Genomic DNA, 16,225 nt, shown 5'->3' on the forward strand with positions numbered 1-16,225 from the left:
CGCCCGCCCACCGACGCCCCCGACGGCGCCGACCGCGGGCCCGGGAGCGCGCGAGCCGCCCGTCCAGGGGGCGGCGTCGCGGACGCACCGAGGGAGCACCCATGAGCCAGAGCACAGGTGGGTCGTCCGCGCACCGCGCCGACGACCCGTTCGACCGCACGACCGCCGAGCCGCTGGCGGCGACCGGCGACGGCAGCACCAGCCGGGCCGACGAGGCCCGCGGAGCCGGGCAGCAGGTCGCCGGCTCCGCCAAGGGCGCCGGCCAGGAGGTCGCCGGCTCCGCCAAGGGCGCCGGCCAGGAGGTCGCCGGCTCCGCGAAGCAGGCCGGCCAGGAGGTCGCCGGCACGGCGAAGGAGAAGGCCGGCGAGACGGCCGACGAGGCGAGGACCCAGGCCCGTCACCTCTACGCCGAGGGCCGCGAGCAGCTGACCCAGCACGCCGGCGAGCAGCAGCGCCGGGCCGCCCAGGGGCTCTCGGCCGTGACCGGCGAGCTGCGCGGCATGGTCGACGGCAGCGACCAGCAGGGCCCGGTGACGGACCTGGCGCGCCAGGCGGCCGACCGGGTCGACGACGCCGCCCGCTGGCTCGGGGACCGCGAGCCCGCGCAGCTCCTCGACGACGTTCGCCGCTTCGCCGCCCGCCGCCCGGGCACCTTCCTCGCGCTCGCCGCCGGCGCCGGCGTCCTCGCCGGCCGCCTCGGCCGCGGGCTGAAGGACTCCGGGTCCGACTCCGGCGCCGGCTCCGCGCAGGGCGGCACCACGGCGACCGGCCCGTCCTCGACGGGGACCTCCTCGACCGGCGGCGCCGCCTACGGCACCGCCGCGGTGGAGCCGCGCGGGACCCGGCTGCCCGCCGAGGGCACCGGCACGGCCGGGACTCCCCTCGGCGAGCCGGGCAGCCCCCGCGGGACGGCGCTGTGAGCGCTCGCGCGGAGGGCTCGCACCCGGTCGACGGCCACCTCGACGAGCCTCGCGCCGCCGCACCCGAGGACCACCGCTCGCTGGGCGAGCTGATGAGCGCCGTGACGACCGACGTGTCGACCCTCGTCCGCCAGGAGATCGCGCTGGCGAAGGCGGAGGCCAAGGAGTCCGCCGCCCACGCGGGCAAGGGCGCCGGGATGCTGGGCGGGGCCGGCGTCGCCGGGCACTTCGTCCTGCTCTTCCTCTCGATCGCCCTCTGGTGGGGCCTCGGGAACGCCACCGGCTACGGCTGGTCCGCGCTCGTGGTCGCGGCCGTGTGGGCCGTGGTCGCCGCGGTGCTGGCCGTCGTCGGGCGTGGCGAGCTCCAGAAGACCAAGGGCCTGCCCCAGACGCAGCAGTCCCTCCAGAAGATCCCGAACGCCGTCAAGGGGCACGAGGAGGCCAACCGATGAGCCAGAGCCCGAACCAGAGCCCTGAAGAGATCCGCGCCGACATCGAGCGCACGCGGGCGTCGCTGAGCGCCGACGTCGACGAGCTCGGCCACGAGGCCAGCCCCTCGACCCAGGCCCACCGCCAGGTGGACCGGGCCAAGGGCCGCGCCAACGACCTCAAGGAGCGCGTCATGGGGAAGGCCCACGACGCCCGCGACCAGGCCGGGTCGGCGACCGGCGGCGCGCGCGACGCCGTCGGCTCGGCGCCGCACCAGGCCGCCGACCGCACCCGGGGCAACCCGTTCGCCGCCGGCCTCGTGGCCTTCGGCGCGGGCCTCCTCGTGGCGGGCCTCATCCCCACGAGCCGCACGGAGCAGGACGCCGCCGAGCGCGCCAAGCAGAAGGCGCAGCCGCTCGTCGACGACCTCAAGGGCCAGGCGCAGCACGTGGCGCAGGACCTGAAGCAGCCCGCGCAGGAGGCCGCGCAGTCGGTCAAGGAGTCGGCGCAGGGCGGCGCGCAGGAGGTCAGGGGCGAGGCCCAGGGCCGCGCGCAGGACGTCAAGGGCGAGGCCCAGGGCCGCGCGCAGGACGTCAAGGGCCAGGCCCAGGGCCAGGCGCAGCAGGTCCGCGACCAGGGCTGAGACCCCCGCGGGGTCCTGCCGTCCTCTTGCAGACGGCGCCCCCTTCCGACGACGGCCCGGTGCGACGCACCGGGCCGTCGTCGTCCCCCGCCGGCCGGTCGGGCCACACGTCCGGCCCGTCGCCCGGGCCCGCCCTCGGGCCCCATACTCGCCCGGTGCAGCCGCTGGTGGAGGACGGTGCCGCGTGAGCGTCGAGGACGGCCGCGCGACCGCGACCCTGGACTCGGTCGCCCGGACCGCGGGCGTCTCGCGCGCCACGGCCAGCCGGGTCCTCACCGGCTCCCCCCGGGTCAGCGACGACGCGCGGGAGCGGGTCCTCGCCGCGGCGGCCTCGCTGTCCTACGTCCCCAACGCGGCGGCCCGCGCGCTCGTCACCCGCCGCAGCGACGCCGTCGCCTTCGTCGTGTGCGAGCGCGAGGAGCGCTTCTTCTCCGACCCCTTCTTCGCCAGCGTGCTCAAGGGGGCCCACCGCGTCGTCGCCGCCAGCCGGCGCCAGCTCGTCTTCGCCGTCGTCGCGTCCGAGGACGACCGGGAGCGGCTCGTGCGCTTCGCCGCGGGCGGGCACGTGGACGCCGCCATCTTCCTGTCGGTGCACGCGGGCGAGACCGCCCCGGCGCAGCTGCGCGAGCGCGGCGTGCCCGTGGTGCTCGTCGGGCGCCCGCCCGAGGGCGTCACCGACGACGTGCCGCGCGCCGACACCGACAACGTCGCCGGCGGCCTCGCCGCGGCCGAGCACGTCCTCGGGCGAGGGCGCCGTCGGCTCGGCGTCATCACGGGCCCGCTCGACATGCCGAGCGCCGAGGACCGCCTCGAGGGCGTGCGCCGCGCGGTGGTCGCCGCCGGCGGCGCGGTCGGCGCACCCGGGGGCCCGGCCCCCGCCGGGGAGCCGTCGGTGGCCGTCGTGGAGGGCGACTACACGACCGAGGGCGGCCGGCGGGCCGCGTCCGCGCTGCTCGAGCGCGTCCCGGGGCTCGACGCCGTGCTCGCGCAGAACGACCTCATGGCCGTCGGGGCCCTCGGCCTCCTGCGCGAGCGGGGGCTGGTCGTGCCGGACGACGTCGCCGTCGTCGGCTACGACGACATCCCCCTCGCCTCCGCCGTCCAACCGGCCCTGACGACGGTCCGCCAGCCGCTCGAGGAGCTCGGCCGGGAGAGCGCCACCCTCGCGGTCGCGCTGGCGGTCGGCGGGGTCGACGAGGGCCGGGGCGGCTCGGTGCTGCGCCCCCGGCTCGTCGTGCGCTCCTCCTCCTGAGCGGCGCGCCCGGTCGCCCGCAGGTGCCCGTCCGGGTGAGCGAGACCGGATCGGTACCTGACGCACGGGTGTTGCGCCACCGGGGGGTTGACATCGGTGCGAACCTTTCGACAACGTTGCACACGGCGTCGTGGGAGCGCTTCCACGGCCCGGCGCACCGCCGCCCCACCTGCACGACCGCCGGTGGCACCGACCCGCAGAGCCGTGGGTCGCGTCCACAGGCGAGGCCCCTCCCCGGGGCCGCACCGCCGCACCCCGCACCACTGCTCGGTCAACGACGATCGACCTCCCGCACGGGAGGTCCGTGAGGAGTACTCCGTGTTCTCTGCTCGAACCCGCTCCCGGAAGGCCGTGCTCGCCGTGGCGGCGCTCGGCGTCGCCTCGCTCGGCCTCAGCGCGTGCGGGGGCTCCTCCTCCTCGGACAGCGAGCCCGTCGGCACCGCGGACCCGAACCAGGACGTGACGATCACCGTCGACTCCTTCGGCGGCATCTTCGCCAACTACGAGAAGGCCGGCCTCCTCGACCAGTACATGGAGGACCACCCCAACGTCACCATCGAGTACTCCGAGGTCCAGCAGGAGAGCGACTACTGGACGGCGCTGGCCACGAAGATCAACTCGGGCTCGGGCCTGGCCGACATCCAGCCGTTCGAGATCAGCCGCGCCGCGCTCGTCTCGAGCCAGCAGCAGGACGTCTGGGTCGACATGCTCCAGACCCCCGTCGCCGACCAGCTGGAGGAGGAGACCGACGCCGCCGTCGGCGCCGTGACGACCGAGGACGGCGCCGTGCTCGGGCTGCCGACCGACTCCGGGCCCATGGCCATCTGCTACCGCAGCGACAAGCTCGAGGAGGCGGGACTGCCCTCCGACCCCGCCGAGCTCGCGCAGCAGATCACCGACTGGGACTCCTACGAGTCCGTGGGCGAGCAGTACGCCGAGGCCACCGGCGGCCAGGCCTGGATGGACTCGGTCGGCGGCTACTACCGCGTGCTGACCTCGGTCGAGCCCGTCCGCAACTACGACGAGGAGGGCGAGCCGACCTGGGAGACCAACGACACGGTCAAGCCGTCCTTCGACCGCGCGGCCAGCGCGGCCGAGAAGGGCCTCACGGCCGGGCTGTCCCAGTTCGACCCCGCGTGGAACACGGCGATGAACACCGGTGACTTCGCCACCATCGCCTGCCCGGCGTGGATGCTCGGCTACATCAAGCAGCAGGCCGGCGACGAGAACGCCGGGAACTGGAACGTCCTGCCCCTCCCCCAGGAGCTCGGCGGCAACTGGGGCGGCTCCTTCCTCGCCGTCCCGCAGGACAGCCCGAACCGCGAGGCCGCCGTGGACCTCGCCGCCTGGCTGACGAGCGCCGAGGCCGAGGCCGACGAGTTCCGCCAGGGGCTGGCCTACCCGTCCAACACGGTCGCCCAGGAGCAGACCACGGACGTGACCGACGAGTACTTCAACGGCGCGCCCATCGGCGAGATCTTCTCCACGGCCGCGCAGGCGGCTCCCAACCAGCCGCTGGGCGTCGACGACGGCGCCATCGACCAGGCCATCGGTGACGCGCTGACCGCCGTCGAGGCCAACGGCGTGGCGCCCGACGAGGCGTGGCAGCTGGCCGTCCGCACCATCAACGACACGGTCGGCTGACGACCGGGCGCACGGTTGGCCCCCCGCTCACCAGCGGGGGGCCACCCGTCTGCCGCGGCGGCCCGCGCCGCCGCGGCCGTCCCGCCCCGCGGGACCCCCACCCGGTGAGGCCCGGCGCCGACGCGCCGGACGAGGAGGAGAGCTGACATGGCGGCCCACGCACCGACGACGACCGCGGAGCCCCCGGCCGGGCGGCCCCCCGCCCAGGCGCCACCGGACCTCGTCCGGCGCTCGCGCCGCGAGGGCCGCGCCTACCGCCGGGCGCCCTACGTCTACATCGCGCCGTTCTTCCTGCTCTTCGGCGCCTTCGGGCTCTTCCCCCTCGTCTACACGGTGTGGATCAGCTTCCAGGAGTACCGGCTCGGCGGCGGCGACCCCGAGTTCGTCGGGTGGGAGAACTACACCTGGCTCTTCGGCAGCCCGTCCTTCTACAACAGCCTGTGGAAGACGCTGACGATCGGCCTCATCTCCACCGTGCCGCAGCTGCTCATGGCGCTCGGCCTCGCGCACCTGCTGAACTACAACATGAAGGTGCGGGCCTTTTTCCGCGTCTCCATGATCGTTCCCTACGCCACCTCGCTGGTGGCCGCCACGCTCGTCTTCGCGTCGATCTTCGCGAACACCCCCGGCGGCCTGATGAACGTCGTCCTCGGGATGCTCGGCATCGATCCGATCAACTGGACGAACGGCAACTGGACCGCCCAGATCGCCATCGCCACCATCGTCACCTGGCACTGGACGGGCTACAACGCCCTCATCTACCTCGCGGGCATGCAGTCGATCCCCAAGGACCTCTACGAGGCGGCCGCCATCGACGGCGCGGGCCGCTTCCGCCAGTTCCTCCACGTGACGATCCCCGGCCTGCGGCCCACGATCCTCTTCACGATCGTGCTCTCCACGATCGGCGCCACCCAGCTCTTCACCGAGCCGTTCCTCTTCGGCAACGGCGCGGAGGGCGGGGCGCTCGGCCAGTACCAGGTGCTGACGCTGTACATGTACAACATCGGCTTCGAGATCGGCCGCCTCGGCCGGGCTGCCGCCATCGCCTGCGTCACGCTGATCATCGTCATCCTGCTGGTCCTGCTCAACGCCGGCCTCGCCCAGCTGCGCACCCGCGACAAGGGCCAGCCCCTGATCCGCCGTCGCAGCGCCTCGACCCGGAAGGCCTCCCGATGACCTCGAGCCCCGACGCCGACGTCCGCCTCGCCGCACCCGTCGAGGGCCCGGCGGAGCCCCGTCGCAGCCGTCGCCGCGCGGACGACAGCGCCGGCCCGCTGACCTACGTCATCCTGACCATCACGGCGCTGCTCTTCCTCTTCCCCTTCTACTACTCGCTCGTCGCCGCCTCGCACACGCCGTCGGACCTCTACGACGGCACCCCGCCGCTCTTCCCGGGGCCGGCGATCTTCGACAACATGCGGCTGGCGCTCGAGCAGGCCGACCTCGTCGCGGCGCTCGGCCGCTCGCTCGTCGTCTCCCTCGCGGTCACCGCCACCACGGTGTTCTTCTGCACCCTGGCGGGCTTCGCCTTCGCGAAGGCCCGGTTCCGCGGCCGCAACGCCCTCTTCGGCATCACGGTGGCGACCCTGACGATCCCCCCGACGCTGAGCATCATCCCGCTCTACGTCGTGATGACCCGGCTCGGCCTGGTCAACAACCTCATGTCGGTCATCCTCCCGAGCGCCGTCACCGCCTTCGGCGTCTTCTTCATGCGGCAGTTCATCTCCCAGGCGCTCCCCGACGAGCTCGTCGAGGCGGCGCGCGTCGACGGCGCCTCGCTCAACCGGACGGTCTTCTCGATCGTCTTCCCGCTCGCCCGCCCCGGGATGGCCGTCCTCGGGATCCTGTCGTTCATGGCGGCGTGGAACGACTTCCTGTGGCCGTTCATCGTCGTGCGGCAGAGCCCGACCATCCAGGTGGCCGTGGCCGGGATCGGCGCCGGCTACACGCCGGACATCTCGGTGATCCTCGCCGGGACGGTGCTCGCGACCGTGCCCCTGCTCGTCGTCACGGCGATCTTCGGCCGGCAGATCGTCGGCGGCATCACCGCCGGCGCCATCAAGGGCTGACACCGCTCACGACCTCCGCGCCCGGCCGAGGGCGCACCCGCACCACGGACGGCCCGGCGCCTCGCGCCGGGCCGTCCGCGCGTCCGCTTCCGGGGCATCCGTCCCTCTTGACACCCGTGTCACCGGTGCCCCACTGTGACGGAGTACGTGGAAGCGCTCCCACTCGCAGCTCGACGTCGACCTGCGGCAGCGCGCGACGCCCCCCGGCGCGGCTCCCAGCCACCTGCAGCCGGCTCGTGCGCGCACCCCGCCACCCCGCCGAGGCCGTCGCCGACGCCGTCCCCCACGCCCCAGAGAGGTCCCGATGACGCGTCCCCTCCCGCCCGCGCGCTCGCCCGAGCCGCGCTCCCCCGAGCCCCGACCCGCCCGCCCGACGAGGGCGCGGTCGACCGCGGCCCTCGCCGTCTCGGTCCTCGCCGCGACCGGGCTCGTGGGCGCGGCGGTCCCCGCCTCCGCCGACGACCCGGCCGCCCCGGGCGCCGAGCAGGTCGTCAACGGGTCCTTCGACGACGGCCTGGTGGGCTGGACGGCCTACCCCTCGCCGTCGGTCGTCGACGGCCGCGGCTGCGTCGACGTCCCGGCCGGCAGCGGGCCCTACAGCGCCGCCCTCACCCAGCAGGTGCCGATGGAGGCCGGGGAGACCTACCGGCTCACCTTCGAGGCCCTCACCGAGCCGGCGACGGCGGCGAACGTGCGCGTCGTCGTCCAGGCCGGGGCGGACCTCAACTACCTGCCGTTCCTGCCGGCGCGGAAGCTGGCGCTGACGCCCGAGCCGACGTCCTTCGCGGCGACGTTCACGCCGGAGCAGGACTACGCGGCCGCGGAGCTGGCGATCCAGCAGGACATCGCCAACGCGGAGGCCTACCGCCTGTGCGTCGACGACGTCAGCCTCACCGGCGGCGCGGAGCCCGAGGCGTACGTGCCCGACACCGGCTCGCGCCTCAAGGTCAACCACCTCGGCTACCTGCCCCGCGGGCCGAAGGCCGCGACGCTCGTGACCGAGTCGACCGAGCCGGTGCGCTGGGAGCTGCGGCGCGCCGACGGCCGGCGGCTGTCGCGCGGCGAGAGCACCCCGCGCGGGGTCGACCCGACGGCGGGGACGAACGTCCACACCATCGACTTCAGCCGCGTGCCCGTGTCGGGCGAGGGCTTCACGCTCGTCGCGGACGGCGCCACGAGCCAGCCCTTCGCCATCGCCGCCGACCTCTACGAGCCGCTGCGCACCGACGCGAAGACCTTCTTCCACACCAACCGGAGCGGCATCGCCATCTCGGACGAGCTCGTCCCCGGCTACGGCCGCGAGGCCGGGCACGTCGGCGTCGCGCCGAACCAGGGCGACGCCGCGGTGCCGTGCCTGCCGCTCGAGGACGACGCCCAGCAGCTCTACGTCGACCAGGGCGAGGAGCCCTGGACCTGCGCGGGGACGCACGACGTGACGGGCGGCTGGTACGACGCGGGCGACCACGGCAAGTACGTCGTCAACGGCGGCATCGCCGTCGCGCAGCTCCTCCAGGAGCAGGAGCGCCGCGGCAGCGCGCGCACCGCGGACCGCGACGTGCTCGGCGACGGCGCCCTGCGCATCCCGGAGGCGGGCAACGGGGTCCCGGACCTGCTCGACGAGGTCCGCTGGGAGCTCGAGTGGATGCTCCGCATGCAGGTGCCGGCGGGCGAGCAGCACGCCGGCATGGCGTACCACAAGGTGGCCGACGCCGACTGGACCGGCCTGCCGCTCCTGCCGGCCGACGACCCCCAGCCGCGGCACCTCTACCGCCCGTCCACCGCGGCGGCGCTGAACCTCGCGGCGGCGGCGGCCCAGGGCGCCCGGCTGTGGCGCCCCTACGACGCGGCCTTCGCCGACGAGCTGCTGGCCGCGGCCCGCACCGCGTACGCCGCGGCGCAGGCCGAGCCCCACCTCTACGCCCCCGCACCGGACCCGGCCGTCGACCCGAACCCGGGCAGCGGGCCGTACGACGACGACGACGTCAGCGACGAGTTCTACTGGGCCGCCGCCGAGCTCTTCCTCACCACCGGGGAGGACGCCTACGAGTCCGACGTCCTCGCCTCGCCGCACCACACGGGTGACGTCTTCGGCGACGGGGCCTTCTCCTGGGGCGACGTGGCGGCGCTGGGCCGGCTCGACCTCGCCACCGTGCCGAGCGACCTGCCCGACCGCGAGCGCGTGCGCGCGAGCGTGGTGGCGGGTGCGGACGGCTACGTCGAGGCCGCCGAGGGCCAGCCCTTCGGGCAGACCTACGCCCCCGAGGACGGCCAGTACGCGTGGGGCTCGAACAGCGCCGTCACGAACTCGCTGCAGGTCGTCGGCACCGCCTACGACCTCACCGGGGACGCGCGCTACGCCGACGCGTTCCTCGGCGGCCTGGACTACCTCTTCGGCCGCAACGCCCTCGACCGGAGCTACGTCACCGGCTACGGCGAGCGGGACAGCCGCAACCAGCACAGCCGGTGGTACGCCGCCCAGCTGGACCCGTCGCTGCCGCACCCGCCGGCGGGGACGCTGTCGGGCGGCCCGAACTCCACGGCGGCGTCCTCGGGCGACCCGGTGGCCGCGCCGGTCCTCGGCGGCTGCGCGGCGCAGCTGTGCTACCTCGACGACATCGGGTCGTGGTCGACCAACGAGATCACCATCAACTGGAACGCGCCGATGTCGTGGGTGGCGTCCTTCGCCGCCGACCTCGACCGGGGCGTCCAGGCGCACGGCCGCCACGGCCGGTAGCCCTGGCGGCCGTCGACCACGACGGCCGGGCCGACGACGCCCTCGCCCCGCTCCGGGGCGGGGGCGTCGCGTCGTTCAGGTGCGGATGGTCGGCGTCCCCTCGGGCGGCCGCACCTCGGCCGACCGGCGGGGCTGCGGCAGGTCCTGCGCGCCGTCGAGGCGCACCCGGCCCCGGCCCGCGCGCTTGGCCTCGTACATGGCGGCGTCGGCCCGTCGCAGCACCTCCTCCGCCCCCGTGCCCGGCGCGGTGCCCGCGGTCGCGCAGGCGCCGACGCTCGCGCCGACGAGGTGGGCGCCGCCCTCGAGGACGACGGGCTCCTCGAGGGCGCGGACGACGCGGGCGCCGACGGCCACGAGCGCCGCCGGTGAGGCGACGTCGTGGCACAGGACGGCGAACTCGTCGCCGCCGAAGCGGGCGACGACGTCGTCCGGGCGCACCGCGGCGGCCAGCCGCGTGGCGACGACGCGCAGCAGCGCGTCGCCGGCGGCGTGGCCCGCCGTGTCGTTGACGGCCTTGAAGCCGTCGAGGTCCACGAAGAGCACGCCGACGTCCCTGCTCCCCTCGCGCTCGAGCGCGCGCCGCAGGCGCGCGGTGAGGACCTCGCGCCCGGGCAGTCCGGTGAGCTCGTCGTGGTCGGCCCGGTGGCGCAGGGCGGCCTCGAGGCGCCGCTGGGCCGTGACGTCCTCGACGCTGACGAGGAGGTAGGGGCGGCTGTGGCGCGGGGTGATGCGCGTGACGTCGAGGCGGCCCCGACGCCCGTGCGCCGTGACGTGCTCGCAGGTGGCGCGCTCGGCGCCCGCGGCGACGGCGTCCAGGGCGCACGTGCCCGGCCCCTCGTGCTCGGCGGGCAGGTGGTCGACGGGCGTCCCCGCCAGCGAGCCCGCGGGGACGCCGAGGAAGGCGCCGAAGGCCGCGTTCGCGACGCGGAGCGTGGCGCCCTGCCCACCGTCGCCGTCCGACGGGGCGGCCCTCCTCAGGTGGACGAGGGCCAGGTCGACGAGGGCCATCCCCGCGGGGGCGTCGTCGAAGCCCTTGCGGAGCAGCTCGGCGCGGTCGTCGGCGGCCGCCTGGGCCCGCGCGAGGCCGTCGAGCAGCTCGTCGCGCTGGCACCGGTACAGGGCCAGCGCCATCGCGGCGCTCGCCGCCACGACGACGAAGCCCTGCGCGACGACGACGCGGAGCCCGGGCTCGAGCATCGCGAAGGGGCCGTGGCCGGCGAGCGTGCCGAGCACGACGACCACCCCGGCGACGACGGAGTGGACGGCCGCGTGCGCCGGTGAGCTGCGCAGCGCCAGCAGGAGCGAGAGGGGCAGCGTCGCGTAGGAGACGGGCACCTCGGCCAGGACGACGTAGACGAGGGCGTACACCGACCAGGCGCCGACCTGGAGGAGCACCAGCTCCGCGCGACCGGCCCGCGGCAGCGGTGCGCCCGGGCGGCCACCGCTCCCGCCGCCGGCCCGGCCCGCCGCCCGTCGAGCCGCGCGCCGGGCGCGACGGCGGTCCCCGAGGGCGAGGACGGCGCCGGCGAGGACGACCGTGCTGGCCACGTTGCGCAGGACCCACTCCCCCGCCGTCGAGAGGAGCGGGGCGCCGTCCGCCGCCGCCAGGTACACCGGCCCGACGAGGGCGCTGGCCGCCGAGCCGGCCAGGGCGCTGGCGACGAGGGCGGTCAGGTCGGCGGGCTCGTGGAGCGCCCTGCGGTCCGCGGGCCCCGGAGGGGCACCGCCTGTCCGACCGCGCCGCAGCGCCTCGTGCACCACGGCGGCGACGAGGCCGTGGACGGCGTGGGCGGCGCCGAAGGCGAGGGCCAGCGCCGGGGCGGCGCCCAGGACGAGGTTCGTGGCGGCGGAGATCCCCCCCACCAGCAGGGTGACGCCACCGAGCGCGACCGCCCCGCGGTGACGGGCGGCCAGGCACGCGAGGAAGGTGACGGCCGCCACCGGGCCCACGAGCGACAGCTCGGTGCCCTCGACCCGCGTGGAGCGGCCGACGGCGACGGCGAGCGCCACGAGCGCGCACCACCCGACGAGCGCCGCGGCGTCCCACCCGCCCGGGCGGGACGCCGCGGCGACCGGGGCCGGGTCGGCGGGTGTCGACGTCACACCCCCCCGATCGGCCGGTGGACGACCGACCTGGAGATGGCGGGCTCGGCACCGGCCCGACGGACGAGCGCGCACCGGGGAATGCCGGCGACCCCGCCGGCGTCTGCACGTCCGGCGGCCCACCACCGCCGGCGTGGACGACGGGGCCCTCGCCCTGGACGACCACCCGACGACAGGTGAGGACCCATGAGCACCGACACCCAGCCCGGCCGCCCCACGACGGACCAGCCCGGCGTCCCGCGCCAGGGCGGGCGCCGTCCGCTGCTCCCCCTCGAGGACGCGGGCCGGGCGAGCCTGTTCACCCAGGCGCGCACCGCCAACCGCTTCACCGACGAGCCCGTCTCCGACGCCGAGCTGGCCGAGCTGTGGGAGCTGGCCCGCTGGGCGCCGACGTCGGCCAACACCCAGCCGCTGCGCGTGCTCTTCGTCCGCACCGAGGAGGGTCGTGCCCGCCTCGCCGCGCGCATGGCGGGCGGCAACCGCGAGCGCGTCGAGGGCGCGCCGGCCGTCGCCGTCCTGGCGGTCGACCGCCGCTTCCACACGCGCATCCCCGAGGTCATGCCCCCGATGGCGCAGCTGCAGGAGGCCCTCGAGGCCGACCCGGCGAAGCGAGAGGGCATGGGCGGCTTCTCCGCCGCCATGCAGACCGGCTACTTGCTCCTCGCCGCACGCGCCGTCGGGCTGGCCGCCGGGCCCATGGCCGGCTTCGACGCCGAGGGCGTGGACGCCGACTTCTTCACCGGCCCGGACGAGGAGCACTGGCACGCGGTGCTCGTCGTGACCCTGGGGCACCCGGACGAGAGCTCCTACCGCCCGCGGATGCCGCGCCTGGCGGCCGAGGACGTCGTGCGCTGGGCCTGAGCGCCGCAGACCCGGGCGGCGCCGGTCCTCAGCCGCGCCCCCCGCGCCGTGACCGAGGACGGCTGACGGCCCCGATCACCGCGTGCCCCCGCCCCGAGGCGGGGGTACGCGGGCGGCAGGCTCTCCATCCTGACGGGCCGGCTGCTGCCAGCCGAGGACGAGGGCACGACGTCGGCCGGCCGCACGTCGGGGCGCGCTCGTGACTCCCCCGCGCCAGCTGCTCTGACGGCTCGGGGGCCACGATCGCCGTGACGACGGCGACGGCACGTGTGCGGCAGGCCCCGTGGCCGACGAGCACGGCGCTCGACCGGGCGAGGTCCTGGTCAGTTCCGGCGCGTCGACGCCGCCAGGCGGAGCCGATCGCCCGAGCCATCGGCCAGGAGGAGCGCAGAGCCACGACGCCCAGCGTCACGACGAGCGCACGCGGGCCTCACCACGGTCGGCGTCCTGCCCTGATCGGGCCACGTGTCATGACAGGGTCATCGTCGTCGTGGCGAGCAGTCGGCAGGGCGCGTGTCGCGGCGAGCCCGGGTCCCGGACGTCGGCCGTCCCCGCTCCTCCACGCTGATCGGACGCGACAGCCGAGGCAGGACGCCCCTCGTGCTCTAGATTCGAGACGGGTCCAGCGGGGACCTTCGGGAGGCGGGCGGTGCCGGGCACCTACAAGGACATCCAGCGCCAGACCGGCCTGTCGCTGGCCACCATCTCGAAGTTCTACAACGGCGGCACGGTGCTCGAGGCCAACCGCCAGGCCATCGTCGCCGCCGCCGCCGCCGTCGACTACCGCCCGAACGAGACGGCGCGCAGTCTGCGCACCCGGCGGTCGAGGACCCTCGGGGTCCTCCTCCCTGAGCTCAACAACGACTTCCACCTCACCATCGTCACGGGCATCGAGTCGTCGTTGCGCCGCGACGGCATCAGCGTCCTCATCTGCTCCAGCCGCGCCACGGACACCGTCGACCGCGGCGCTGTCGACTTCCTGGAGCGCCGGGGCGTCGACGCCCTGGTCGCCATCCCACCCGCGCACGAGGAGGCGGCGCTGCAGGAGGCCGTGAGCCGAGGGCTCCGGGTGGTGTGCGTGGACCGGGTGGTGGAGGGCCTGGCCTCGGACACCGTGACGCTGGACAACCGCGGCGCCTCCCGTGAGGTCGTGGACCACCTGGTCGCCCGAGGACACCGACGGATCGCGGTCATCACCGGCCCCGAGGACGTCTGGACCATGTCCGAGCGGCTCGCCGGTGCGAGCCAGGCCTTCGCCGACCACGACCTTCCCCTCGACCCGGCCCAGGTGGTGAGCGGTCCGCTGACGACCAGCACGGGGCGGCTCGGCCTCACGCGGCTCGTCCAGATGCCCGAACCCCCGACAGCGGTCTACTGCACGAACTACGAGCTCACCCTCGGCGCGCTCATGGCGGTCAGCGAGCTCGGGCTGCAGGTGCCGCAGGACATCTCGCTCGTCGGCTTCGACAGCGAGCCCCTCGCCGCCGTGACACGCCCGCGGACCACGATGTACGTCCAGCCGGTGGCCGAGATGGCCGACGCCGCCGCCACGCTCGTCCGCGACCACATGGGTCAGGACGCCCACGCTCGCCCGCCGCGCGCTGTCACGCTGCGCGGCCGCCTGCTCCCCGGCGGCTCGGTCGCTGACCTGGCCTCCGCCCCACCGCGCTGACCCCCAGCCACGCCGGTCTGCCGCCCCGGAGCCGGTGATGGCCCTCGCGACCCCGGAGACCCGCAGAGACGCGTTCTCGGGTGTTCCCAGCGCAAAACGTTTCGGCTAACGTGCAGCGGACCGCCCGCCCTCCGCCTGGGGCCCGCCCGCCGTCAGCGGCCTGCTCGGACCGGTGGGCCGCCGTCGGCCGCGGCAGCTCCTGGCGCGGGCGCGCTCCGCCACGAACGACTGAGGGAGACCGAGGATGAGCACCGCCGGTACCGCGACGGCCCAGCAGGGCGTCGACCCCCGTGACGTCCCGACACGGACGCTGCGGACGGGCGCGCGGATCCCCGCGATCGGGATGGGGACGTTCGGCTCCGACACCTACGGCCCTCAGCAGGTGGCCGAGGCGGTGCGGGGGGCGCTGCGCGCCGGCTACCGGCTCGTGGACTGCGCCTCCGTGTACGGCAACGAGGAGGCCGTGGGGGCCGTCCTCGGTGAGGCGCTGACCGGTGGGTCCGTGGGCCGCGACGACCTCTTCGTCATGACGAAGGTCTGGAACGACGCGCACGACCCACGAGACGCCGTCGCCTCCGTCCGACGCTCGCTGGCGGACCTGCGCCTGGACGTCCTGGATGCCGTCTTCGTGCACTGGCCCTTCCCCAACCACCACCCGCCCATGGCTGACCTGGACGCCCGCGACCCGCACGCGCAGCCCTACGACCACGAGCGGTACATGCGCCTGTGGAGGGCGCTGGAGGACCTCGTGGACGACGGCGTCGTCCGCCACCTCGGGACCTCGAACATGACCGTCCCCAAGCTGCGGCTCCTGCTGCGCGACGCCCGCGTCCTGCCCGCGCTCAACGAGATGGAGATGCACCCCTGCTTCCAGCAGCGGGAGCTCTTCCGCTTCTGCGTCGAGAACGGCGTGCAGCCGGTCGGGTACTCGCCCCTGGGGTCCCCGTCCCGCCCGCAGCGCGACCGCACCGAGGACGACCCCGTCGACGTCGAGCACCCCGTCGTGCGGGCGGTCGCCGAACGGCACGGCGTCCACCCGGTGGCCATGTGCTTGAAGTGGGCGGTGGCGCACGGGCAGATCCCGATCCCCTTCTCCGTCAAGCCGTCCCAGTACACCGCGAACCTCACGGCCGTGACGGGGGACCCGTTGACGCCCGAGGAGGTCGAGGAGCTGCGGGCCGCCGACACCGGCAGCCGGCTCATCAAGGGGCAGGTCTTCCTGTGGCCCGAGGCCCGCTCCTGGGAGGACCTCTGGGACGTCGAGGGCACCGTCACGGGAGGGACGTCACTCGACGCCCCTCCGGCGGGAGGCCCGAGGTGCTGAACTACTCGCTGCTGCACCCGCCTCTGCTCGCCGCCCTCAGTCGGGCCGGCCACGGCGGCCGGGTGGTGCTGGCCGACGGCAACTTCCCGCTGACCACCGCGGCCAACCCGATCGCGGAGGTCGTCCACCTGAACCTGCGTCCCGGGATGGTGGCCGTCACCGACGTCCTGCAGCCGTTGCTGGAGGCCGTCGTCGTCGAGCTGGCCACGGTCATGGCCTCGCCGGACGGCTCGCCGGTGGAGGCCCACGCCGACTACGCGCAGCTCCTGGGGGCGGACGTCCCCCTGGAGAGCCTGAGCCGCTGGGACTTCTACGAGGCGACGCGACGCGAGGACGTGGCCGTGGTGGTGGCCACCGCGGACCAGCGGCTGTGCGCCAACCTCGTCCTGACGGTAGGCGTCCGTGAGCGCTGAGCAGGCCCCGCCGATGCCGGACGGGAGGAGCTGACCGTGCGCGCTGCGTACCTGCCGGGAGGTAGCCGGGTCGACCTGCGGGAGGTGCCCGACCCCGAGCCGGGCCACGGGCAGGTGCTCGTGGGGACGAGGGCCTCGACGATCTGCGGCAGCGACCTGCG

General features: G+C 75.5%; 13 protein-coding genes. 12 read left to right on the forward strand and 1 reads right to left on the reverse strand.

All coding sequences use genetic code 11. The features are described 5' to 3' along the window. Positions 1 to 101: 101 nt before the first annotated feature. The 8 genes from HLB09_RS04550 (at position 102) to HLB09_RS04585 (ending at position 9,691) form a co-directional block, all read left to right on the forward strand. On the forward strand, positions 102 to 920 hold the full coding sequence (locus HLB09_RS04550) for a hypothetical protein (protein ID WP_171202220.1): 819 nt from the start codon (positions 102 to 104) through the stop codon (positions 918 to 920). Positions 921 to 1,012: 92 nt separating this feature from the next. Beyond that, positions 1,013 to 1,372, forward strand: coding sequence for a phage holin family protein (locus HLB09_RS04555; protein ID WP_171202232.1), 360 nt, complete (start codon positions 1,013 to 1,015; stop codon positions 1,370 to 1,372). Then, positions 1,369 to 1,992 carry a DUF3618 domain-containing protein gene (locus HLB09_RS04560; RefSeq protein WP_171202221.1) on the forward strand — a complete coding sequence of 208 codons (624 nt, stop codon included), beginning with the start codon at positions 1,369 to 1,371 and terminating at the stop codon, positions 1,990 to 1,992. Before HLB09_RS04555 ends, HLB09_RS04560 begins: the two co-directional genes overlap by 4 nt. Before the next feature lie 184 nt (positions 1,993 to 2,176). Next, entirely contained in the window at positions 2,177 to 3,244 is a 1,068-nt protein-coding gene (locus HLB09_RS04565; protein WP_171202222.1) for a LacI family DNA-binding transcriptional regulator, read from the forward strand. A gap of 318 nt (positions 3,245 to 3,562) precedes the next feature. Then, complete coding sequence (locus HLB09_RS04570; RefSeq protein ID WP_171202223.1) at positions 3,563 to 4,888, forward strand: ABC transporter substrate-binding protein; 1,326 nt, start codon at positions 3,563 to 3,565, stop codon at positions 4,886 to 4,888. Between the two features lie 147 nt (positions 4,889 to 5,035). Then, positions 5,036 to 6,064: a carbohydrate ABC transporter permease gene (locus HLB09_RS04575; protein ID WP_171202224.1), complete on the forward strand. Its 1,029-nt coding sequence runs from the start codon at positions 5,036 to 5,038 to the stop codon at positions 6,062 to 6,064. After that, a complete protein-coding gene (locus tag HLB09_RS04580) occupies positions 6,061 to 6,957 on the forward strand; it encodes a carbohydrate ABC transporter permease (protein WP_171202225.1) in 897 nt (298 codons plus the stop codon). The genes HLB09_RS04575 and HLB09_RS04580 overlap by 4 nt, the downstream gene beginning before the upstream one ends. 304 nt (positions 6,958 to 7,261) lie before the next feature. Next, entirely contained in the window at positions 7,262 to 9,691 is a 2,430-nt protein-coding gene (locus tag HLB09_RS04585) for a glycoside hydrolase family 9 protein (protein WP_171202226.1), read from the forward strand. A 75-nt stretch (positions 9,692 to 9,766) separates the two neighbouring features. Here HLB09_RS04585 and HLB09_RS19765 read toward each other — a convergent pair whose 3' ends face one another. Further along, positions 9,767 to 11,794, reverse strand: coding sequence for a diguanylate cyclase domain-containing protein (locus tag HLB09_RS19765; RefSeq protein ID WP_171202227.1), 2,028 nt, complete (start codon positions 11,792 to 11,794; stop codon positions 9,767 to 9,769). Positions 11,795 to 11,980: 186 nt separating this feature from the next. Here HLB09_RS19765 and HLB09_RS04595 point away from each other — a divergent pair, with 186 nt between their 5' ends. The 4 genes from HLB09_RS04595 (at position 11,981) to HLB09_RS04610 (ending at position 16,064) form a co-directional block, all read left to right on the forward strand. Then, complete coding sequence (locus tag HLB09_RS04595) at positions 11,981 to 12,655, forward strand: malonic semialdehyde reductase (RefSeq protein WP_171202228.1); 675 nt, start codon at positions 11,981 to 11,983, stop codon at positions 12,653 to 12,655. A gap of 649 nt (positions 12,656 to 13,304) precedes the next feature. After that, positions 13,305 to 14,327: a LacI family DNA-binding transcriptional regulator gene (locus HLB09_RS04600; RefSeq protein ID WP_171202229.1), complete on the forward strand. Its 1,023-nt coding sequence runs from the start codon at positions 13,305 to 13,307 to the stop codon at positions 14,325 to 14,327. A 244-nt stretch (positions 14,328 to 14,571) separates the two neighbouring features. Beyond that, entirely contained in the window at positions 14,572 to 15,651 is a 1,080-nt protein-coding gene (locus tag HLB09_RS04605) for an aldo/keto reductase (protein ID WP_171202230.1), read from the forward strand. Next, positions 15,645 to 16,064: an RbsD/FucU domain-containing protein gene (locus HLB09_RS04610; RefSeq protein ID WP_171202231.1), complete on the forward strand. Its 420-nt coding sequence runs from the start codon at positions 15,645 to 15,647 to the stop codon at positions 16,062 to 16,064. The genes HLB09_RS04605 and HLB09_RS04610 overlap by 7 nt, the downstream gene beginning before the upstream one ends. Positions 16,065 to 16,225 lie beyond the last annotated feature (161 nt).

The sequence above is a fragment of the Pseudokineococcus marinus genome (genome assembly GCF_013004605.1).
GTDB classification, from domain to species: domain Bacteria; phylum Actinomycetota; class Actinomycetes; order Actinomycetales; family Quadrisphaeraceae; genus Pseudokineococcus; species Pseudokineococcus marinus.